This window comes from Kitasatospora sp. NPDC001603, from assembly GCF_040298365.1.
Taxonomy (GTDB): domain Bacteria; phylum Actinomycetota; class Actinomycetes; order Streptomycetales; family Streptomycetaceae; genus Kitasatospora.
Window position 1 is genome coordinate 1 of record NZ_JBEPAA010000025.1, and the last position, 21,384, is coordinate 21,384.

The 21,384-nt window shown below is 73.6% G+C and carries 19 protein-coding genes; 7 read left to right on the forward strand and 12 right to left on the reverse strand.

The features are described from left to right. Positions 1-47 precede the first annotated feature (47 nt). On the reverse strand, positions 48-377 hold the full coding sequence (locus tag ABT263_RS17715) for a hypothetical protein (RefSeq protein ID WP_352291303.1): 330 nt from the start codon (positions 375-377) through the stop codon (positions 48-50). Positions 378-433: 56 nt separating this feature from the next. Further along, positions 434-871 carry a transposase gene (locus ABT263_RS17720; RefSeq protein WP_352291304.1) on the reverse strand — a complete coding sequence of 146 codons (438 nt, stop codon included), beginning with the start codon at positions 869-871 and terminating at the stop codon, positions 434-436. Positions 872-2,650: 1,779 nt separating this feature from the next. Between ABT263_RS17720 and ABT263_RS17725 the strand changes: the two genes are divergently transcribed. The 3 genes from ABT263_RS17725 to ABT263_RS17735 are packed head-to-tail and all read left to right on the forward strand — an operon-like array spanning position 2,651 to position 5,882. After that, a complete protein-coding gene (locus tag ABT263_RS17725; protein WP_352291305.1) occupies positions 2,651-3,319 on the forward strand; it encodes a sensor domain-containing protein in 669 nt (222 codons plus the stop codon). Beyond that, entirely contained in the window at positions 3,316-5,235 is a 1,920-nt protein-coding gene (locus tag ABT263_RS17730; RefSeq protein ID WP_352291306.1) for a hypothetical protein, read from the forward strand. Before ABT263_RS17725 ends, ABT263_RS17730 begins: the two co-directional genes overlap by 4 nt. Positions 5,236-5,270: 35 nt before the next feature. Further along, a complete protein-coding gene (locus ABT263_RS17735; RefSeq protein WP_352291307.1) occupies positions 5,271-5,882 on the forward strand; it encodes a hypothetical protein in 612 nt (203 codons plus the stop codon). A gap of 163 nt (positions 5,883-6,045) precedes the next feature. Here the strand turns inward: ABT263_RS17735 and ABT263_RS17740 are convergent, their stop codons facing one another. From ABT263_RS17740 to ABT263_RS17775, 8 genes are all read right to left on the reverse strand, one after another. Beyond that, the gene (locus ABT263_RS17740; protein ID WP_352291308.1) at positions 6,046-8,469 is read right to left on the reverse strand and encodes an arylsulfatase; all 2,424 of its coding nucleotides are present in this window, start codon (positions 8,467-8,469) and stop codon (positions 6,046-6,048) included. After that, a complete protein-coding gene (locus ABT263_RS17745) occupies positions 8,466-10,286 on the reverse strand; it encodes a dipeptide ABC transporter ATP-binding protein (protein WP_352291309.1) in 1,821 nt (606 codons plus the stop codon). The genes ABT263_RS17740 and ABT263_RS17745 overlap by 4 nt, the downstream gene beginning before the upstream one ends. After that, complete coding sequence (locus tag ABT263_RS17750; RefSeq protein WP_352291310.1) at positions 10,283-11,140, reverse strand: ABC transporter permease; 858 nt, start codon at positions 11,138-11,140, stop codon at positions 10,283-10,285. The genes ABT263_RS17745 and ABT263_RS17750 overlap by 4 nt, the downstream gene beginning before the upstream one ends. 4 nt (positions 11,141-11,144) lie before the next feature. Beyond that, positions 11,145-12,089 carry an ABC transporter permease gene (locus tag ABT263_RS17755; protein ID WP_352291311.1) on the reverse strand — a complete coding sequence of 315 codons (945 nt, stop codon included), beginning with the start codon at positions 12,087-12,089 and terminating at the stop codon, positions 11,145-11,147. Between the two features lie 3 nt (positions 12,090-12,092). Further along, a complete protein-coding gene (locus ABT263_RS17760; protein ID WP_352291312.1) occupies positions 12,093-13,679 on the reverse strand; it encodes an ABC transporter substrate-binding protein in 1,587 nt (528 codons plus the stop codon). 155 nt (positions 13,680-13,834) lie between these two features. Beyond that, positions 13,835-15,109 (reverse strand): ROK family transcriptional regulator, encoded by a 1,275-nt coding sequence (locus ABT263_RS17765; RefSeq protein ID WP_352291313.1) that lies wholly within the window; start codon positions 15,107-15,109, stop codon positions 13,835-13,837. 100 nt (positions 15,110-15,209) lie between these two features. Beyond that, positions 15,210-16,166: a TauD/TfdA dioxygenase family protein gene (locus tag ABT263_RS17770; protein WP_352291314.1), complete on the reverse strand. Its 957-nt coding sequence runs from the start codon at positions 16,164-16,166 to the stop codon at positions 15,210-15,212. A gap of 1,524 nt (positions 16,167-17,690) precedes the next feature. Then, a complete protein-coding gene (locus tag ABT263_RS17775; RefSeq protein WP_352291315.1) occupies positions 17,691-18,200 on the reverse strand; it encodes an ArsI/CadI family heavy metal resistance metalloenzyme in 510 nt (169 codons plus the stop codon). An 87-nt stretch (positions 18,201-18,287) separates the two neighbouring features. Between ABT263_RS17775 and ABT263_RS17780 the strand changes: the two genes are divergently transcribed. The 4 genes from ABT263_RS17780 to ABT263_RS17795 are packed head-to-tail and all read left to right on the forward strand — an operon-like array spanning position 18,288 to position 20,383. After that, positions 18,288-18,680, forward strand: coding sequence for an ArsR/SmtB family transcription factor (locus tag ABT263_RS17780; RefSeq protein ID WP_352291316.1), 393 nt, complete (start codon positions 18,288-18,290; stop codon positions 18,678-18,680). After that, entirely contained in the window at positions 18,677-19,429 is a 753-nt protein-coding gene (locus ABT263_RS17785) for an aquaporin (RefSeq protein ID WP_352291317.1), read from the forward strand. The genes ABT263_RS17780 and ABT263_RS17785 overlap by 4 nt, the downstream gene beginning before the upstream one ends. 37 nt (positions 19,430-19,466) lie before the next feature. Then, complete coding sequence (locus tag ABT263_RS17790) at positions 19,467-19,886, forward strand: arsenate reductase ArsC (protein ID WP_352291318.1); 420 nt, start codon at positions 19,467-19,469, stop codon at positions 19,884-19,886. Continuing rightward, entirely contained in the window at positions 19,883-20,383 is a 501-nt protein-coding gene (locus tag ABT263_RS17795; protein ID WP_352291319.1) for a GNAT family N-acetyltransferase, read from the forward strand. Before ABT263_RS17790 ends, ABT263_RS17795 begins: the two co-directional genes overlap by 4 nt. A gap of 125 nt (positions 20,384-20,508) precedes the next feature. Here the strand turns inward: ABT263_RS17795 and ABT263_RS17800 are convergent, their stop codons facing one another. After that, complete coding sequence (locus ABT263_RS17800; RefSeq protein ID WP_352291320.1) at positions 20,509-21,021, reverse strand: GNAT family N-acetyltransferase; 513 nt, start codon at positions 21,019-21,021, stop codon at positions 20,509-20,511. A 112-nt stretch (positions 21,022-21,133) separates the two neighbouring features. After that, complete coding sequence (locus tag ABT263_RS17805) at positions 21,134-21,337, reverse strand: MbtH family protein (protein WP_352291321.1); 204 nt, start codon at positions 21,335-21,337, stop codon at positions 21,134-21,136. Positions 21,338-21,384 lie beyond the last annotated feature (47 nt).

Sequence of the window (21,384 nt, forward strand, 5' to 3'; positions counted from 1 at the left end):
GCCCGCCGCCCCGCCCCCCCCCCCCCCCCACGGCCGGCGACGCGAGGTCAGGGAAGGGCGACGTACGCGGCGTGGATCACGTTGGCGCCGAGGTCGCACCAGACGGTGGAGGTGCCACCGCCCGGCCAGGCCCACTCGGGCGGGCCGTCGTGGCGGTACTCGTAGCCGTTGTCGAGGCGCTTGCAGGTGATCGCGGCCTGGAAGCGCGACCTGCCGTCACCCTTGCAGGTGATGGCGGCACCGCGGTGTCCGCCGCTGCCCGTGACGTACTTCTGGGTGCAGCCGGTGATGGTGGCGGAGGCGGGAGGCGCGAGGGTGATCACGGCTCCGACGACGATGGTCGAGGCGGTGGCCGCCGTGATGAGGCGTTGCCGCATGCGCACAGGGTGCTCCTGTTCGTCGGGACGAAATGCCTTGACGAAAGCATGACATATCAAGGTCGGCGGCGCACTCGAACACGGCGAGCGAAAGCGTCGCCCCGCCCCGGCCGGGGTGCGTCGGCGCGAGCGCGGCGACGCGCTACGCGAGGACGGTGATCGCGATGGCGAGCAGGCCGTCGCGCCCGGCCCAGCGGCCGTCCGGCCCTTTCCGGGTAGTGGATCGAGCTGCGGATCGGTGAGTCCGAAGCGAAGCCGGTCTTCGGCTCAGCTCGTGCACTGCGCCAGTGGATATAGGCGGTGAGGGCGGCTTCCTGCTCGCCGGGGCCGGGGTGGTCGGCGCCGTTGAGGGCGAAGTAGCGCAGAGCGGCGAACTCGGACTCGATCCAGTTCAGCCACGACCCGTAGGTCGGCAGGAAGACCAGCTCGACGTCGTCGGCCGCCGCCCAGACCCGCACGTTCGGGTGCTGGTGCAGGGAGAAGTCGTCCAGCAACGACGTACAGCTTCTCCCCGGGCCGCCGGGCGCGCAGAGCCTTGAGCAGGGGCGGGACCTCCCGAACGGGCGACGGACGGGTACCGGTGCGGTGCCGTGGACGTTGCGCCCAGGCAGGCCGCTCAGGTCCAAGGCGTCCTCCTGCCTCGGACGAGAGCATGCGCGGACGGTCGAGGCGGCGGCCCGTCAGCTTCCCCGCCCCTGACCGGGAGTTGCTGGTCGGCCCGGGCCGCACGGGGCCCGGGCTGCCGCACTCGGCCGACGTCGGGCTCTGAACAGCCCCGGCAAGCTCAGCGGCGGCGTCCTCGACTCGCCATGCCGCCGGCACCACGCCAGGACACGGCGGCTCGGGTCACCAGCCCCTCCCACTCGACCCGGACGCCATCGTCGAAACGGGTGCCGGTACGAACCGGGGGGATCAGGTGAGCGCCGGCGATTGCGCGCCATCGACCGGTGCGGACTCGACGAGCTTGAACACCGTCGGGAGGGCCGCGGTCGGGTTGCCGGCCCGCCAGGGGGACCATGGTGCGGAGCTTGACCGCGGCGAACGTCGACCCGATCGGACTCGTCATCTATGGCCGCGTGAAGATCACGACCCGCCAGCCGGAGTCGTCGAGGCAACCCTGATACCGGGTCCAGCGGCCCGAGGGGCGGTCGCCGCTGCCGGCACCATCAGGTGCTCCCTGCCGTGCAGCCCGGACAGAACGCAGCGGCGCGGACGCTCGATCGTCCGGGCCGCCTCCGAACGCCTCCGAACTCCCCCGGCACCGCGGCTGGTGCCTTCGGCGCGCACCTCAGCATCCGTGCCGGCGTCATCGCGGGACGCCGATGGGGGTCCGCAACAGCCCGCCGCGCAACGGCACCCGACCGGCGTCCCCGGCGTCCGGCACCAGCAGCAGGGCCGGACGATCCGTCGCGCTCCCCCGCCCCGCGAGAAGGGTGCCGGTGGTGGCGCGGCACCGATCCTCCGGGTGTGTCCGCCGTTCAGGCCCGCGCATCCGCGAGGAAGCGGCCGTAGCGACCTCCCCCTGACCACCGGCCATACGTGGCCGGTGCTTTGACCTGTGCGGTTGTCCGGCGACGCGTCAGCATCGACAGCGGATGGCAGGTTCGGCGGGCCCGGCCTCCCCGCGCGCGGCCGACCCGGGCTGCCCCGTTCGTGACGCCCGTGCGCGTACGTGAGGGAGGGGATCCGACGGCGGAGGCGAGGGGGTCTCCGGCTGCCGGCCGGCGTGCTGGCCGACGAGTCGGGCGCACGCCGTACCGGCGACAGCTGGGCGGACAAGGTGGCGTCGCTGTGCCAGCAACCGCGGGCGGAGCCGATGACCGCGGCCGAGCTCCGGCCGGCCGTACCGGGCATCCGGCCCGACTCCACCGCCGTGATGGTCGCGGTGTTCCTCCTCCCCGTCCCGTGCCACCGATGAACAGCACCGACCCGAACCCCGTGACGAAAAGGACGCCATGACGGACCACTACGGGAACCAGGACCCAGCCACGCCGACACCGCCCGCCCGGCAGCAGACGCCGCACGCGGTGGCGCCCCGGCCCGGCGACAGCGGCCGCCCGCGATCAGCCCCGGTCGCGGCACCGTCCGCCGCGTCGTCCGCCTCGTCGTCTGCCGCGGCACCGTCCGCCCCCGCGCCGCCGGCGCGACCGCCGGGCCGAGGCACACCGCAACCCGCGTCGGCTGCCCCGCGACCGGTCCCGGGGCGGGGGGCGGAGCCTTCGTCGGAGGCGGCGGTACCACCCGGGGTGCGGGCGACGCGGCGGGGAGCCAAGGTGCTGCGCCACTGGCCGCTGCTCGTGGCCGCTCTCCTCCCCTGCCTGGTGCTGGCCGGTATCGGGTGGTGGGTGTGGCCTCAGCAGCCCGCGGGACGTGCGCCGCACGTGGCCGCGGGGACGGTCCAGGCGCAGCTCCTCGGCGCTGACAGCGTCAGCCGGCTGGCTGGGACGACGGTGGTCGCCGGCCCGCAGTCGGACCGGCCCCACGCGCCGCTCGACGTGGCGCCGCCGGAGTGCGCCGTCGCGGCGGGGCCGACGACAGAGGCGGTCTACGGGCAGGCGTGGAAGGCCTTCCTGTCGGCGACCTACCAGGACGCCGCGGGCACCGGCGGCTACACGGTGAACCAGGTGTTCGGCGTCTTCCCGGAGGCCGAGAAGGCCGGCGCCGCTTTCCGGACGCTCACCGAGGGCCTGGCGAAGTGCCCGTCGGCCACGGTCGCCGGTCAGGCCGGCCGCAGCTCGAAGTGGGTCTACACGGCGCGCCCCAGCACTGAGGTCGCGGTGGCGTGGACCGCGGCGCAGGAGGGTAGCGCGGGCTGGGCCTGCTATCACCAGGCGTGGGTGAAGGGCACGAGCCTGGTGCAGGTCTCCGTGTGCCAGGCGGGTGACGGCGAGGCGACCAGTTGGAAGGTGGCCGACGAGCTCACCAAGCAGGTGACCGGATGACCGCGACCCCGCTCGGGCCGGCCGGCCGCCCCCGGCGGGCTGTGGGGCGTGCCGTCGCCCTGGTGCTGGCGCTCCTGCTGCCGCTCGTCGGCACGGCGGCAGTGACGAGGGCTGCGGCCGACACGCCGGTCATGGCCCCGCCCGACACCGTGGCCGCCCTGGCCCAGCCCAGGGACGTCGCGGCCGTCGCCCCGGCGCTCGCCCAGAAGGTCGAGGCGCAGAAGCGGACGGAGGCCGAAATCGAGCAGATGGTCAGGGAGGTGATCGCCGAGGCCGAACGGATCACCAAAGAAGCCGCGGAGGTGGAGAGCGCCGACACCGCGCTGTCCGCCAGGGCCGCCGCGGTGAACAGCGAGATCGACGCCCACAACACGCGCGCGAGGGCGCTGAGCGGCAAGATCGACGCCCACAACGCGGCCAAGCCTCCCGCGGATCAGGCTGCCGCGGTCGGCCGCTACAACGCCGAAGCGGCCCAGCTGCAGACCGAACAGAGCCAGGTCAAGGCCGAGGAGGCCAAGCTCCAGGGCGAGGAGGGCGCGGTCAGGCAGCAGGAGGCGCAGCTCAACTCGCGGAAGTCCCAGCTCAACGCCGCTTCCAGGACCAATGCGGAGAAGTCCTCCACGGCAAGGGCCAGGTCCCAGCAGCTCCAGGTCCAGACCCAGCAGCTGCTCCAGGAGATGGCCGAGGTCCTCCAGAGTCTGGCCCGGACCCCGCCCGATCCGGCGGTGACGATGGATCAGGGCGGCGACGCTCCCGCGCCGCCCGAGCGCGACCACGAGGCCCGGGGCCGGGAAGCCGACACGGCGGACAGCCCCTACCGGCAGCCGCAGACCTCCGCCATGAAGCAGTACGGGCAGCAGAGCGGCACGACCGTCGACACGCGGCCGGGGACGGCGTACCTGACGCCCGAAGCCGTCCGGCGGCTGCCGGCCGCGCAGGCGGCCATGCTCACGAGCCCTGCCGTCCCCTACGACGGGTTGGCCCGCAAGCCCAACGGGCACTACACGGCACTACGGGTCCAGGCGCCCACCACTACCGCATCCCCGGCTCCAGCACCGGCACCGGCACCGGCACCGGCACCGGCCACCACCGCATCCCCGGGCCCGGCCCCCACCGCTACCGCACCCCCGGCTCCAGCTCCCGCCCCGGCCCCGGCCCCGGCTCCAGCTCCCGCCCCGGCTCCCGTGCTGGCCCCGGAGGTCTTCGAATCCGGCGGGGTCGTCGCGTACCGCGACGGTGAAACGCTCCCCCTCGACGGGATCACGACGGTTCAGGAAGTACCCGCCTCCCCGGAGCCCGCTCCGGTGCCCAGCAACCCCGGCTCCGAGGAGAACGCCGACCGGCCTGTCCCCACCTGCAAGGATCTGGAGCCGACGGGGGCGGTACCCCTGAACGGCGGCGGGTGGGTCAGCTACCTGCCGTCGGACGGTCAGAACCGCAACCAGGGCGTCAATGCCTGTCTCGAAGGCACGCCCGGCTCCAGCAGGGGGCAGGCCGCGGCCGGCGACATCCGGGGCTGGACCGATGCCAAGGCGCGGGCGGCCACCCTGGGGTTCACTTCGGATTCCGACATCGCTCGCTGCCACTCCGTACCGCGCATGGCCGGCGGAACAGCGGACGAGCGGAACCTGACGCCGTGCTTCCAGCGGGGGGCCAACACCAACCAGCGAACCGGCGGCACGATCACCAACAGCATGCGGACCTTCGAGACCAGAGCCGAGAAGGTCATGGGCCGCGGCCCTGTGCTGTACAACGTGTTTCCGCAGTACAACAGCCTCAGCAGCACCGTTCCGAACGGGTGGGCGATGTCGCTCCACGCCTGGGACGCCACCACCGGGGCGACCACGGACTCCGCCCGGACATTCGTGGACAACCGCACGTACGGCCTGAACGGCCTGGTATCCCTGGGCAACTAGCCCCGGGCGAGAACGGACGACTGATGGGAGTGGACGTGAGCATCGAGAAGATGCTGGAGCGGCTCGGCTCGGTGATCGGGCCGCCTCTGGACGGGGTGGTCCCCGTCCCGTGGGAGTTGGGGCCGGAGGTGCTCGGGTTCCAGCTGCCGGCGGACTACCGGGCGTTCGCCGACCGGTACGGGATGGTCAGCATCAGCGACGAACTCCACATCTACACACCATCGGCAGCGCCCAGTCCCAAGATCGGGGAGCCGCCCGGCTTCGCCGGATTCCGGTACGGCACGACGAACCCCTACGGATACTGTGCCTGGCTGGCCCAGGCCTACCGGGACGGGGACTACGACGAGTGCCCGTATCCGTTGTTCCCCGCCGAGGGCGGTCTCTTGAAGTGGGGGAACAACTGGAACTCCGACCACTTCTTCTGGCTGATGCGGGGCCGCGACCCGGACCGGTGGCCGGTCGCCGCCAAGTTCGACTCGATGCGGGAGTGGGATCTCTTCGAGGGCGGATTCCTCGAGTTCCTGCTGGCGGCGGTGACGGAACAGTACCCGTACCACGGGGACGTCCTCCCCGGTGGGATGAAGCAGATCGGTGACGGCCGTGCCTACCGCTCCCGGGGAGACTGGTCGAGGAACCTTCGAGCGTGAACCCGCGCAGGTGGTGGACCGGCTCGGGGCGGCGTCCGCACAGGGACCTCAGGGCCCTGCGCGCCCGCCCCGGGGATGGAGGCGTTGCCCGTTCTTCAGTCGCTGAGGCCGGCCGGGCCGGGCGGTGGGGGCGGGCCCGCCCCTACCGCCCGGCCCGGCCGGTCTACTCGAACGCGGCCGCCGCCTCCCGCAGCGCCCGGACGACCGTCTCGGGGTCGTACGGCGCCGGCTCACCGGGCAGGTAGGTGACGGCGTGCAGCCCGCCGGTGTAGCGGAAGGAGCGGTGCCGTTCGTGCACCGGCCAGGAGACCGGGGACTTGCGGTCGATCCCGACGCTGATGCCCTGGAACGGTGCCATGCCGATCAGTTGGTGCACCGGGCCGAGCCGGCCGCCCTCCGCGCCGTCCACCAGGATGCGGAACTCCCACTTGAGGTCGGCCACGGCCGTGGCCTCCAGGGTGATCCGGCGGGCGCCCGGCGCGAGCGGGCCGCCGTCGGCCTCGAAGAGCTCGCCGTACTGGTTGTAGGCGAAGTGCAGCCGGCCGTCCTCGACGTAGAGGCTGTAGCCGCCGCCCTGGTCGCCGTGCGAGACCAGGACGCCCCGGTCGTCCGCGCCGTGGGCGGTCAGCTCGACCTCGACGGCGAAGGAGCGGAAGGAGATCAGGCGGGAGGAGCGGTAGCGCTCCAGCTCGGGGGTCCCGGCCAGCAGGGTGACCGGCCGGCGGAGGCGGTCGGCCTCGGGTCCGCGCAGGGCGAGGGCGCCGCTGCCGTCGGCCAGCGGGAACACGCCGTTGCGCCAGGCGGCGGCCTCCCAGGCGGCGGCCAACTCCTCGACCAGTTCCGGGTGGTCGGCGGCGACGTCGTGGATCTCGGTCGGGTCGGTGCGCAGGTCGTACAGGGCCCACTCGCTGTCGTCGTACGGCGCGCCGAACCGGTGCAGGGTGACCAGCTTCCAGCCGTCGCGGTAGTAGCTGCGGTTGCCGGTCATCTCGCAGTACTGCTCGGGGTGGGTGGACGGCGCGCCGGGCGTGCGCAGCACGGGGGCGAAGCTGATGCCGTCGAGCGACTGCACCGGTTGCCCGCCGCGCTCCGACGGCCTTTCGACACCGGCGAGTTCGAGCAGGGTGGGCAGGATGTCGGTGACGTACTGGTACTGCGCGCGGACCCCGCCGTCGGCTTCGGCGCGGGGCAGCCCGGCCGGCCAGGAGAGCACGAACGGCACCCGGACGCCGCCCGCGTAGGTCTGGCCCTTGTAGAAGCGGAACGGCGTGTTGGAGGCCATGCCCCAGCCGCGCGGGTAGTGGACGAGGGACTGCGGGCCGCCGATCAGCTCGATCTCCCGCTCCACGTCGGGGTTCCAGTCCTCGGGCAGGTTCGGGTGGTGGACGAAGCGGCTGAAGTAGCTGCGGGTGCCCTCCGCGCCGCCCTCGCCGGTGCCGCCGTTGTCGGAGGTGAAAACGATGATGGTGTTGTCGAGTTCGCCGAGCGCGGCGAGGGTGTCGGTGAGCCGGCCGAGGTTCTGGTCGACGTTGTCGACCATGGCGGCGTACACCTCCATGTAGCGGGCGTACACCTTCTTCTGGACGTCGGTGAGTTCGTCCCACGGGCCGACGTCGTGACCGGCTTCGCCGTTGCGCTCGGGCAGCTCGGTGCCGGGCGGGAAGTGACCGGCGGCGAGCTGGCGGGCGAACCGGGCGGCGCGCAGCTCGTCCCAGCCGCCGTCGTACCGGCCCTTGTGCCGGGCGAGGTCGGCCGGCTTGGCCTGGAGCGGGCCGTGCACCGCGTTGTGCGCCAGGTAGAGCAGGAACGGCTTCTCGGCGTCGTGCGCCCGCAGCGACTTCACCATGGCGATCGCCTGGTCGGTGATGTCGTCGGTGTAGTAGTAGCCCTCGGGGAACTCGTCGATGTCCAGCGGGGTGTTGTCGCGGACGAGTTGGTGCGGGTGGAACAGGCTGGTGAGGCCCTCCAGCACGCCGTAGTACTGGTCGAAGCCTTTCTGCAGCGGCCAGTTGGCGCGGTTGTCGGCCGCGTTGGAGGCGGAGTCCCGGGTGAGGTGCCACTTGCCGACGGCGTAGGTGGCGTAGCCCCGGTCGTGCAGCAGCTCGGCGAGGGTGGGGATGTCCCCGGCGACCTCCATGCCGTAGCCGGGGAACCCGGGATCGGCGTTGGCGACGAAGGAGTAGCCGACCCGGTGCGGGTTGAGGCCGGTGAGGAGGGCGGCGCGGGCGGGAGAGCAGAGCGGCATGGTGTGGTAGTTGGCCAGCTTGACGCCGGTCGCCGCGAGCCGGTCCAGGGTGGGCGTGGGGATCTCGGAGCCGAACGGGCCGATGTCGCTGTACCCCATGTCGTCGATCAGGACGACGACGATGTTGGGCGCGCCCTCGCGCGGGCGGACCGGCTCCGGCCAGGCGGGGGTGGAGGCGCCGAAGGTGCGGCCGACGGTGCCGGGGAACCCGGCGTAGGGGTCGCGGCGGTGCGGGTCGGCGGCGGTGCCGGGGGCGGTGCCGGCGCCGTCCTCGGCGAGGCGGGCGTCCGCGGCGGGGCGGGCGTCCTCGGCGGGGCGGTGCGGGTCCGGGGTGCTGGTCATACGGGGCTCCGGGTGGTGAGGTGCGGGGCGAGCTGCGGGGCGGACTCCAGCCGGGGGACGGCGGCCAGGAGTTCGGCGGTGTACGGGTGTTCGGGGGCGGTGACGACGCGGTCGGCCGGGCCGGTCTCGACGATCCGGCCGCGGTGCATCACCGCGATCCGGTGGCTGACCTGCCGGACGACCGCGAGGTCGTGGGCGATGAAGAGGATGGCGAGCCCGAGGTCGCGCTGGAGCCGGGCGAGCAGCTCGATCACCTGCGCCTGCACCGAGACGTCCAACGCGGAGACCGGCTCGTCGCAGATCAGCACGCTCGGCTCGGGCGCCAGCGCCCGGGCGATGCCGATCCGCTGGCGCTGGCCGCCGGAGAAGGCGCGCGGGTGCCGGTCGGCCGTGGCCGGATCCAGCCCGACCTGCCGGAGCAGTTCGGCGACCCGCTTCTCCCGGGTCGCCCGGTCGCCGAGCCCGTGGGCGATCAGCGGTTCGGCGATGATCTGCCCGGCCGTCATCCGGGGGTTGAGCGAGGCGTACGGGTCCTGGAAGACCATCTGCACCTCGCGGCGGGCGGCGGTACCGCCGCCGCGGCCGAACTCCTCGCCGCGGAACCGGATGGTGCCGGCCGAGGGGGCGTGCACCTGGACCAGCGCGCGGGCCAGCGTCGACTTGCCGGAGCCGGACTCGCCGACCAGCCCGAGCGTCTCGCCGGGGTGCAGGACGAGGTCGACGCCGTCCAGCGCGGTGACGGCCCGTCGGCGCGGCCCGTACGTCTTGCCCACCCCGCTGACGGTGAGCAGCGGTTCGGGGCCCGGGGTGCTGTTGGCGGCGGCCTCGGAGGGGGCGTCCAGCCGTGGCACGGCGGCCAGCAGCTCCTTGGTGTACGGGTGCCGGGGCGCCGCGAGCACCTCGGCCGTCCGGCCCTGCTCGACCACCCGGCCTTCCCGCATCACCAGGATCCGGCGGCACGTCCGGGCGATCACGCCGAGGTCGTGGCTGATCACCACGAGGGCGGTGCCGGTCTCCCGGTTGATCCGGGCCAGCAGCCGGAGGATCTGCTGCTGGACGGTCGGGTCGAGTGCGGTGGTCGGTTCGTCGGCGACGAGCACCTCGGCGTCGTGGGCGAGGGCGAGCGCGATCATGATCCGCTGGCGCTGGCCGCCGGAGAACTGGTGCGGGTGGTCGCGCAGCCGGCCGGCGGCGTCGGGGATGCCGACCAGGCCGAGCAGCTCGACCGCACGGGCGGCCCGCGCGGGGCGGTCCGCCGTGCCGTGCGCCCGCAGGGCCTCGTCCAGTTGCTTGCCCACGGTGAGCACCGGGTTCAGCGAGGACATCGGATCCTGGAAGATCATCGCGATCCGCCGTCCGCGCAGCTGGCGCAGGGCCGGCTCGGGCAGCGCGGCGAGGTCCTGGCCGTCGAGCTCGACCGAACCAACGGTGATCCGGCCGCCCGGCGGCAGCATCCGCAGCAGGGCCAGCGCGGTGGTCGACTTGCCGGAGCCGGACTCGCCGACCAGCCCGAGCGTGTCGCCGGCCGCCAGCTCGAAGCCGACCCCGTCGACGGCGCGGACCTCGGGGTCGGCGCCGACCTCGGGGACGGCGCCGACCCCCCGGCCGGTGGCGGCTCCGGCTCCCTCCCCCGCGCCGCCGAACGCGACGGTGAGGTCGCGGACCCGGAGCACCGGGCCCCTCTCGGGACTGCTCCCCGGGCGGCTGTCGGGGCCGTGCTCCGGGCGGCTGTCGGGGCCGTGCTCCGGGCGGCTGTCGGGGCCGTGCTCCGGGCGGCTGTCGGGGCCGTGCTCCGGGCGGCTCGCCGGGCGGCTCATCGGCGCACTCCCTTGTTCAGCGCCTCGGCGATCAGGGTGAAGCCGAGGACCAGGGCGGTGGTGGCGGCCAGCGGGGCGGCCGCGAACGTGGGCTGGGTGGAGAGGTAGGCGACGGACTGGCTGAGGATCGAGCCGAGGGTGGGCTCCGGCGGCCGGACGCCGAGGCCGAGGAAGCTCATCGCGCCCTCGATGAAGACGCCGATGGAGAGCGCGACGGCGGTCTGCACGATCAGCGGGTCGGCCGCGTTGGGGACGACGTGGCGCAGCAGCACCCGGAGCCGGGAGGCTCCGCCGACCCGGGCGGCCAGGGCGTACTCGCGCTCCCGCTGGACGAGGATGCCGGCCCGCAACTGGCGGCCGAAGCCCGGGATCTCGGCGAGCGCGATGACGATCAGGACCGGCCAGCGGCCGGGGCCGAGGACGGCCGTGACGGCCAGGGCCAGGATGATCCCGGGGAAGGCGAGCAGCAGGTCGAAGACGCGCTGGACGGCGAGGTCGGCCACCCGGGACGAGGCCGCGAGCAGGGCGAAGGAGCAGCCCAGCAGGGCGCCGACCGGCACCGCGGCGAAGGTGATCGCGAGGTCGGTGCCGGTGCCGTGCAGCACCCGGCTGAAGAGGTCGCGGCCCAGGTCGTCGGTGCCGAAGGGGTGGGCGGCGCTCGGCCCGGCCAGGGCCAGCGCGCTCTGGGCGTTCGGGTCGAGGTCGGTGAGCAGCGGCGCGGCGAGGGCGGCCAGGGCGATCACGCCGACCAGGGCCAGGCCGGTGAGGCCGCGGCCGGTCAGCAGCCCGGCCAGGTAGCGGTTGTGGCGGCGGGCGCCGGGGGACTTCGGCCGGTCGGCCGTGAGGACGGTCATCGGTTCACTCCCACCGGATCCGGGGGTCCAGCCACGCGTACACCAGGTCGGTGAGCAGCTGGACGGTGACGTAGACGGCGACGATCAGCAGCAGGAGGTCCTGCACGACGGGGTAGTCGCGGCGGATCACGCCCTGTTCGATCAGCTGGCCGAGGCCGGGCCAGGCGAAGATCCGCTCCACCAGGACGGCGCCGGCGATGAGTTGGCCGATCTGCAGGCCGAGCACGGTGATCGCGGGCGGCAGCGCGTTGGGCAGGGCGTGCTGCCAGACGATCCGCCGGCGGGAGACGCCGAGCGCGGTGGCGGTGCGGACGTAGTCCTCGGCGAGTGCGCGCTCCATGCCGTCCTTGAGGTAGCGGGCGAGCACGGCGGTGCTCGGCAGGGCCAGGCAGACGGCCGGCATCAGCAGGTACTGGACGGCGAGGTCGGGCTGGTCGAGCAGCGACTCGTGGCCGCCGGCCGGCAGCAGCCCGAGGGTGACCGCGAAGAGCAGTACCAGCAGGACGCCGGTGACGAACGGGGGCACGGCGAGGACGGCGGTGGTGAAGGCGCGGACGGCGGCGGCGACCGGCCGGCGCCGGGTGGTCGCGCCGAGCACCCCCAGCGGGAGGGCGATCAGGATCACCAGCAGCAGGGCGCCGAGGGTGAGTTGGACGGTGGCGCCGAGGCCGTTGCCGATCAGGTCGGCGACCTGCCCGCCGATCGCGTAGCTGGGCCCGAGATCCCCGGTGGCGAGGTGGCCGAGCCAGCTGACGTACTGGGTGAGCAGCGGTCGGTCGAGGCCGAGCCGGCCGCGGACGGCGGCGACGGCCTCCGGGCCGGCGTCGGGCCCGGCCAGCGAGGTGGCCGGGTCGCCGGGGATCAGCCGGAGGATGAGGAAGACCAGGAAGGAGGCGAGGACGAGGACGAGCAGCCCCGAGGGCAGCCGTTTGACGAGGAAGGTGCGCATCGGTCAGGCCGTCAGGTAGGCGTCGTCGAGGTTGAGGTAGCCGAACTTGTTGAGGTCGGCGCCGCGGGCCTTGCCGCCGGCGACCTCGACCAGGCCGGCGATGGCGAGGTCGATGACGAACTCCTCGTCCAGCAGCACGTCGGTGATCTGCTGGTAGAGCGCCTTGGCCTCGGCGCCGTCGCTGTCCGGCCGGTTCCAGGCCTTCTGGACGACGTCCGTGTAGGCGGGCGAGCTGAAGCGCGAGCTGTTCTTCGCCTCGTTGAACGGGTAGGCGCTGACCGCCAGGGTGGCCGGGTGCAGCTGGGCGAAGCCGTGGCTGAGCGTCCAGAGGGCGGGCATGGTCTGGGAGATGAGCTGCTTCTGCATGGTGGGGGAATCGGTGGGCTGGAGCACCGTCTCGATGCCGACCTGCTTGAGGTCGTACTGCAGGATCTGGGCGACGGCGGTGGAGCCGGGCTCGTTGGAGTGCGCGAACGGCAGGGTGATGCTGTCGAGGCCCGCCTCCTTGAGCAGCGCCCGCGCCTTGTCCGGGTTGTGGCTGTAGCGGGTGGCGTTGGCCTCGCTGTAAGCGGGCGAGGACTTGGGCCAGGGGGCGGAGGAGACGGTGCCGTACCCGCCGAGGGCCTGCTGGACGAGCCGCTCGCGGTCCACCGCCCAGGCGATGGCCTGCCGGACGCGCTTGTCGCCCACGTGCTCGCCGGTGAGGTTGGCGCCGATGTAGTAGGCGCCGGCGCCGGTGTCGTACTGCTTGATGTGGAACTGCGGGTCGTCCTTGAGGGTGGCCACGTCCTTGCCGCGCACGGAGTAGGACAGCTGGGTCTGGCCGGTCCTGAGCGAGGACAGCAGGGACTCCGCCTGCGGGACGATCCGGATCTCGACGCCGTCCAGGTAGGGGCGGCCGGGGTTCCAGTACTTCTCGTTGCGGGCGAAGGTGATGGAGCTGCCGGGCTTGCGGTCGGTGAGCGTGAACGGGCCGGTGCCGATCAGTTTGGTGCCGGCGACGGCCTCCTCGACGCTGGCCGAATCCGGGATGATCATGAACTCGAAGAGGTCGAAGAGGTTGCTCACCGGGTGGGCCAGGACGAGGGTCAGCTCGAAGTCGCCGTTCTTCCGGAAGTCCGTGACGGCCGCGGCGGTGGACCGCAACTGGGCCGACCGGGCCGGGTTCTGGAGGTTCTTGACGGCGAACACCACGTCGTCCGCGGTGAACTTGCGGCCGCTGTGGAAGAGCACGTCCTCGCGCAACTTCAGCGTGACCCCGGTGCCGTCCGCCGCCACCTGCCAGGAGGTGGCCAGCTCGGGCTGCGGCTGGAGCCGGTCGTCGTACCTGGTCAGGGTGTTGAAGACCAGGCGCTGGACGAGGGTGTTGGCGCTCTGGGCGAAGAGCAGGCTCGGGGTGAAGTCGACACCGGCGCCCACCGTGAGGACGCCGCCCCGGCGCGGGGCCGCCGATCCGCTCGCGGCGGAGGTGGCGGTGTCCGCGGCCGAACGGCAGGCCGCCAGCGTCAGCAGGCCGGCGCCGGCGAGGCCTCCGCGGAGCAGGGCCCGGCGGGAGACGCCGGGGGCGGAGGAAGTGGTGAACGCGGTCATAACGGGTCCTTCGACGGGGTGGTCGGGCGGGCGAGTGGGAGGGGGTGGGGCTGGGTGCTGGGGTGCGGGGGCGCTGGGCGGCGGGCGAGTGGGAGGGGGTGGGGCTGGGGTGCGGGGCGGGGGGTGTCGGGTCGTGGGGTGGCGGGGTCGTCCGGTCAGAGCAGCCGGCCGGGGCCGGCGGGCGGCGCCGGGGCGGACGCCGTCGCCTGGAGCGGCCGGGCGTACAGCACGCCCAGGACGGCGGCGCCGGCCGCCACGGCGAGCACGTCGGCCCCGCGCCGCTGGGCGATCAGCAGGTCCGCGTCCCGGTGCAGGTGCGAGCGGAGCGCGAACTCGGCCCGGACCACGTCCAGGTAGACCGGATCGAGTACCGCGAAGGTCTCGGTGAGCACCAGCAGGTCGGGGTTGACCACGTCCGCCAGCAGGGCGAGGGCCCGGCCGACGATCGCGGCCCGGCGGCGGACCAGGAGGTCGGCCCGCCGGTCCCCGGCCTGCACGGCCGCGATCAGCTCGGCCCGGTCGGGCCGGGAGGTGATCCCGTCCGCGGCCGCCGCCTCGAAGAGCGTGGTGTCCGAAGCGGCGGCCGCCAGACAGCCGGTCCGGCCGCAGTGGCAGAGCGTGTCGTCGCCCGGCACCGGCAGGTGGGCGACGTCGCCGGTGGCCGAGGCGGGGCCCAGGTGCACCACGCCGGCCACCGCGAGCGCCGCGTCCACCACGTGCCCGACGAAGAGGTGCACCATGGAGCGGCGGGCGGCCGGGTGCCCGAAGAGGATCTCCGCCTGGGTGAGCGCCCGGGCGTGGTTGTCCACCCGCACCGGCAGTCCGGAGGCCCGGGAGAGCAGCTCGCCGAGCGGCATGTCCTTCCATTGGAGCGGATCATGACGGACCGTCATGCCGCGGTCCGGATCGACCGTGCCACCGGTGACGGCGCCCAGCCCGACCACCGTCCGGCCGCCCGGCACCTGGGCGAGCAGCCGGGGCAGCCGCTCCAGCAGTGGCCCCAGCACGGCGTGCCCGGTACGGCCGCGGTTGCTCAACTCCTGCCGGTAAAGCACGTTTCCGCGTAGGTCCAGCAGGGAGAAGGTGGTGTACGGCACCCCGATGTGCAGCCCCGCCACCGCCAGTCGGCCGGTGTCGACGTCCACCGGCAGCTGCGGCCGCCCGACCGTGCCCGCCCCGCCGCCGGTCAACTCGGGCCGCTCGCAGAGCAGTCCGATCCGGGTGAGGTCCACCACCTGCCGGGACACCGCGGAGGCGCTCAGCCCGGTGAGTGCGGCGACCCGGCTGCGGGCGATCGGCCCGCGGTCGAGCACGGTCCGCAGCACGGTGGCGGCGTTGACATCCCGCCGGTCGTCCCCGATGCGGCGGTCGTCGCCGGCCCGCCGGTCGTCCGCGGGGCGGAGGGCGGGGTGCGGGAGCGTGTCGGACATCGCGGGTGCCTTTCGGGCTGCGGGGCTACGGGGTTGCGGGGCGCCGGCCTGCGGGGAACGGCCCGGGCCCGGGGGACGGCCCGGGCCCGGGCCGGTCGGCTCACGCCGGGAGGGAGGCCTCCAGCTCCTCGGCGGGGACGAGACCGGCCACCTTGGGCGGCTCGGTCGGCTCCAGCAGACGGCTCGGGGTGCCGTCCACGCCCACCGGCAGGTCGCCGTCCAGGGTGATCCGGCGGACCAGGCGCGGCTCGTCGCCGTAGTCGTTGACGGCGTAGTGCTGGGTGGCGCGGTTGTCCCAGACCGCCACGTCGCCGACCTGCCACTCCCAGCGCACGGTGTTCTCCAGCCGCTCGACGTACCGCTGGAAGAGGTCGATCAGGGCGCGGCTGTCGGCCCCCGACACGCCCACGATGCGCTGCGCGAACGCGCCGAGCAGCAGCGTCTTCTCGCCGGTCACCGGGTGGACGCGGACCAGCGGGTGCTCGGTCTTGAACGCGGTCGAGACGAACACCTGGCGGAACAGCTTGGCGATCTCCGCGTTGTCGGCCAGCTCGGGCCGCAGGGCCAGGCTCGCCGCGTAGTCGTAGTCGTTGGTGTGAACCGCCCGCAGGCTCTCCGCAAGCACCTTCAGCGGCTCCGGCAGGTCCTGGTAGGCGGCGACGGTGTTGGCCCAGACGGTGGAGCCGCCGGCCGGCGGGAGTTCCAGCGAGCGGAGGATCGAGGCCTTCGGGTAGGACGGGACGAAGGTGACGTCGGTGTGCCAGTTGTTGGCGCGCACCCCCTTGGTGGCGTCCAGCTCGAAGATGTACCGGCCGTCCGCGCTGGGCACCGTCGGGTGGCCGACCGGCTGGCCCAACAGGCGGGCGAACGCCTCGTGTTCGGCGTCGTCCAGGTGGTTCTGGCCGCGGAAGAACAGCACCTTGTGCTCGTACAGCGCGGCCTCGACGGCAGCGACGGTTTCGGCGGGCAGGTCGCCGCCGAGCCGGACGTCGTGCACGATCGCGCCGATCCGGCCGGCGGCCGGGGTGATGCGGAGCTCGGTGAGGGCGGTGGTCATGGCGGAACCTCGGCTTTCGCGGGGAGGGGGGACGGGACGGCGAAGGAACGAACCGGCAAGGAGATGCCGGCCGGCCGCGCCGGTGTGGGGCAGGGCGGGCGGGCGGCAGGACCTGCCGGCGTGGCGCGGACCGGATACGGAACGCGGCGCAGGGAGGGGCGGCACAGGGCGGCGCGGCGCACGCAGGTGCAGCGCGGTGCCGTGCGATGCCGTGCAGGGAGTGCGGGCGGCGCCGGGTGGGCGGCCGTGGCGGACGGGTGTCCGACGGCCGCACGGTCGGTGGGCGCCTTGCCCGGGGGCGGGCGCCGGGCTCTACCGGATCAGCGGTACGGGCTCAGCACGGCCCCGGGCGGGAGCGGGCGTTCAGCGACAACAGCGGCTGTGGCCGTGGCCACGGCAGGGGCGGGGACAGGCAGGGCACGGGACCCCGAGTACGTCGGTCATCGGCCCTCCTTCCGGCGTGCTGCGAGTGGGCTCGGCGCTCATCGTGCTGAACGCCGAGGCCTGCTGTCAATCGCCGTTCTGCCTGCTGGTCAGCGGAGTTGCGGCGGTGTTGCGTCCCGTTGCGGCCGGTGTCCGAGCGATGGCGGGCGTGCGTCACGAGGGCATTCGGCCTTGTCGGGGGGCCTGGCGGAGTTATTAGCTCTCGGAGCGGAAGAAACTCCGACGGTCTCCGCAGGCCCGCTGCGGCCGCTCGCGGGCGCTGTTCGGTGCCGCCGCGCAGGCCTGCGGGCGCGGCGGCGTCGGCCCGATCGGGTTCGTGTCCGCATGCGCCTTCGTCTTCGTCGTGGTGCTCGTGATTCCGTCCCTGTCCCTGTCCCTGTCCCTGGTCCCGTTCCCGAGGGGAGAAGCCCGGTGCTCGACCTGGCACGTGAGGGGTGGCGCGGCTCTCCTGACCCTGGCGCGTCAGAGGCAGCGTCGGCGGCTGTCGAGGGCGACGTAGATCGCCGCGGGCCACCGGGGCAGGGCCCGGACGGCCCAGGAGCAGTCGCCGGCGCACAGCGGGTAGACGCAGGCCTCAAGGTTCTCGGCGCGGACGGCGAGGCGGGATCCTGGGACGGCGGCGATGTCGGCGGCGAGGAGGGGGCTGAGAGACCGTCCGGATCTCGTGGAGGGCGTCGGCGGATAGGTCGATGGAGACCGCCTCTTGGAGCGCATCCCCACGACGGCCGACCGCCGCTTCCCACGCGCCCTGACCTGCCTGCGTCAGATCACCGACCAGATCGCCGAGCACCGACGGCGCCCCGCCGACTGCGTTCTGTCCGCGCTTCTCGGCGGAGTAGGCGAGGTAGCGGTCGATGACGGCTCGGTCGATCGGGGGGCAGGCGATGTCGGAACCCGCCAGTGCGCGGGTGGCGTTGGTCCGGTCGGAGTGCCGGTGGGCCGCCCCCGCCCGCAGGCGGCCTGCGCACTGTCCAAGGATCTGGGGAAGGTTGGCGAGCGTGTCGGCGGGTCCGCCGACCCCTGGTCGGCGGACCCAATGACCGCAGCAGATCAATCACCGAACAGCTGGGGCGGGGCGGGTCAGCCGCCGCACGCGCAGCCTGCGGCGGTCTTCGCCTCGGCCGGGCTCTGGGTGGCGTCGACGGCCTGTTCGTCGGGAGTGCAGCAGGCGGTGGTGCCGCAGCAAGCCTCCGGCGCACTGTCGGCACTCTTGCCAAGGGTGTCCGCGTCGGCCTTCACGACGTAGACCTCCCACGGCTCCTTGCCGGGGCCGTGCACCCACGTCTTGTCCTGGAGCGCGTAGCAGCAGGAGGTGTCGTTCTCCTCGAAGGTGGCCAGGCCCGCGTCCTTGAGCCGGCTGGTCGCCGCGGCCACCTGCTCGGTGGACTCGACCTCGACGCCGAGGTGGTCCAGGCGGGTGTCCTCGCCGGCCTCACCCTCGATGAGGACGAGCTTGAGCGGGGGCTCGGTGATGGCGAAGTTCGCGTAGCCGGGGCGGCGCTTGGCCGGCTCGGTGCCGAAGAGTCTGGCGTAGAAGGCGATGGAGCCTTCGAGGTCGGCGACGCGCAGGGCGAGCTGAACACGGGACATGGCGGTTCCCCGATCCGAGGTCTTGTTTCGACATCTGTCGATACAGTGAGCTTGCCTCTCCGGATAGATGGCTGTCAACATAGACGTATGTCGAATCTGGAACTGCCGGTGCTCGGCCAGGACGACGCGGCGGCGTGCTGCTCGCCGATGGTCCGCGAGCCCTTGGGCGAGGAAGCCGCCATGGACCTGGCGAAGATGTTCAAGGCCCTGTCGGACCCGGTGCGGCTGCGGCTGCTGTCCCTGATCGCCTCGCACGAGGGCGGAGAGGCCTGCGTCTGCGACCTGACCGGCCCCTTCGAGGTCTCCCAGCCCACCATCTCCCACCACCTGAAGGTGCTGCGCGAGGCCGGGCTGGTCGGCTCCGAGCGGCGTGGGACCTGGGTCTACTACTGGGTGCTGCCCGCCGCGCTGGCCAAGCTGTCCGCCCTGCTCCAGACTCCGGCAGGCACGGCCGCCCAGACGGCAGGAGGCGCGAGATGACCGAGGTAGCTCCGCTCGGGCGCCGGGCCGCGGTCGAGTTCGTCGGCACCGGCGCCCTGGTCGCGGTCGTGGTCGGCTCCGGCATCCAGGCCACCCAGCTGTCCCAGGACGTGGGCGTGCGGCTGCTGGCCAACTCGCTGGCCACCGTGTTCGGTCTCGGCGTGCTGATCGCCCTGCTCGGCCCCGTCTCCGGGGCCCACTTCAACCCTGCTGTCACCCTGGCCGCCTGGTGGACCGGACGCCGCCGCGGCGGGGAGGGCCCGGGCCTGCGCGAGGTCGCCGCCTACCTGCCCGCGCAGATCGCCGGGGCGATCGGCGGGGCGGTGCTGGCGGACGCGATGTTCGCGCAGCCGCTGGTGCGCTGGTCCACCCACGACCGCTGGGCCCCGCATCTGTGGCTGGGCGAGGTCGTGGCGACCGCCGGCCTCATCCTGCTGATCTTCGGTCTGGCCCGGGCCGGCCGGGCGCACTTCGCCCCGGTCGCGGTCGCCTCCTACATCGGCGCCGCGTACTGGTTCACCTCCAGCACGTCGTTCGCCAACCCGGCCGTCACGGTCGGCCGGGCGTTCACCGAGACCTTCGCCGGGATCGCCCCGGCCTCGGTGCTGCCGTTCGTCGCCGCCCAGCTCGTCGGCCTGGTGGTCGGCGTCGCCCTGGTCGCCGTGCTGTTCGGCCGCCCCGTCGCGGCTGCCGCCGACGACGTCGTGGTCCCGTACGACGTGCACCACCCGGCGGCCGCCGGCCGCTGAACCCCCGCCCCGCCGCTCCTGCCCGAAGGATGAACCCGTGAGCTCTCCTGCCGTCCCGTCCGTGCTGTTCGTCTGCGTCCACAACGCCGGCCGCTCGCAGATGGCCGCCGCGTTCCTCACCCGCCTCGGCGGCGACCGCGTCGAGGTCCGCTCCGCCGGATCCGCCCCTGCCGACACGGTGAACCCGGCCGTGGTCGAGGCGCTGGCGGAGGTCGGCATCGACATCTCCGCCGAGGTGCCGAAGGTGCTGACCGCCGAGGCGGTGCAGGCCTCCGACGTGGTGATCACCATGGGCTGCGGCGACGCCTGCCCGTACTTCCCCGGCACGCGGTACCTGGACTGGAAGCTGGATGACCCGGCCGGCCAGGGCGTCGACGCCGTGCGCCCGATCCGCGATCAGATCGAGCGGCGCATCCGCGGCCTGCTCGCCGAGCTCGGCATCGAGGCCGCCGCATGAACGCCGCCGTGACCATCACGGCGATGCTGCCCGAGCACGCCGGTCAGGTGCTGACGATCTACCAGCACGGGATCGACGGCGGCGACGCCACCTTCGAGACCACCGCCCCCGGCTGGGAGGCGTTCGACGCCTCCCGGCTCACCGAACACCGCCTGGTCGCCCTCGATGCCACCGGCCAGGTGCTCGGCTGGGCAGCCGCCGTGCCGGTCTCCGACCGATGCGCCTACGCCGGCGTGGTCGAGCACTCCGTCTACGTCCACTCTGCCGCCCGCGGCCAAGGCCTCGGCCTCGCCCTGCTCCGGGCCCTGCTCGCGTCCACCGACGCCGCCGGCATCTGGACCGTCCAGTGCGGCATCTTCCCGGAGAACACCGCCAGCCTCGCCCTGCACACCAAGGCCGGCTTCCGCGTGATCGGCACCCGCGAACGGCTGGGCCGACACCACGGACGCTGGCGCGACGTCATCCTGCTTGAGCGCCGAAGCCCGGCCGTCTCCTGATCGACCTGCGCCCGGCTCCGCCGGGCCGCCCCGTGTCCGCAGCGGCTCGGCGGCGCGGTGGCGTCGCGGGCTCGGCGGCCGGGTGGGCTCACGTGGGTGGACGGTGTCCCGGGTGACCGGTGGCGTCACGTCGGTTCCTCCGTGGAGACGGCCAGGAGCTTCGTCACCGAGCCGTCCTCGCCGACGACGTCGCGCAGGTGCCGGAAGCCCAGACGGCGGCACATCTCCAGACTCGCGGTGTTCTCCGCGCCCACCATCCCGTAGGCCTCCTTGAGCCCGAGGTGGTCCGCGGCGTGGCGCAGCAGGCCGCGGACGGCCTCGCTGCCCAGTCCCCGGCCCCAGAAATCGGGGGCGAGGGCGGTGATCAGTTCGTGGCCGTCGACGTTGCCGGTCTTCTTCAACTCCGCGTGGCCCGCGTATCTCCCGTCGTGCCACAGGCCCCACACGTCGAACAGGTCCTTGGGGTACACGTCCGTCTGGATCGCGCGGAACAGCACGCGCAGCTCCGACTCGGGGGCGCGTTCCTGGCCCATCCAGTGGCACACCTCCTCGATGCGCAGCAGTGCGACGAAGGCGTCCTCGTCCTCGGGCCGGTAGGGGATGAAGTCGAGGCGCTCGGTGCGCAGGGCGGGGGTCATGGCGGGCTCCGATCGGGGTGGGCGCCGTGGCGGTGGCAGGGAGCGGAACGTAGGAGGGGGCGGGGGCGCCGGGCCGGCGTTGTGCGGCCGGCGCCCCCGGTCGGGTGGCCGGTCAGGACTCGCTGTCGGCCATGCGCTCGCGAAGGCTGCGCGGGCGCATGTCGGTCCAGACCTCGTCGACGTAGGCCATGCACTCGGCCTCGGTGCCCTCCTTGCCGACGCTCTGCCAGCCCGCGGGTACCTCGATGTCGGCCGGCCAGAGCGAGTACTGCTCCTCGTCGTTGCGCAGCACCTGGTAGCGGGTGTTCTCGTCCATGTCACGTTCCTCGGTGGTAGCTGGGGTGCGGTCGGCGGTGGTGGTCG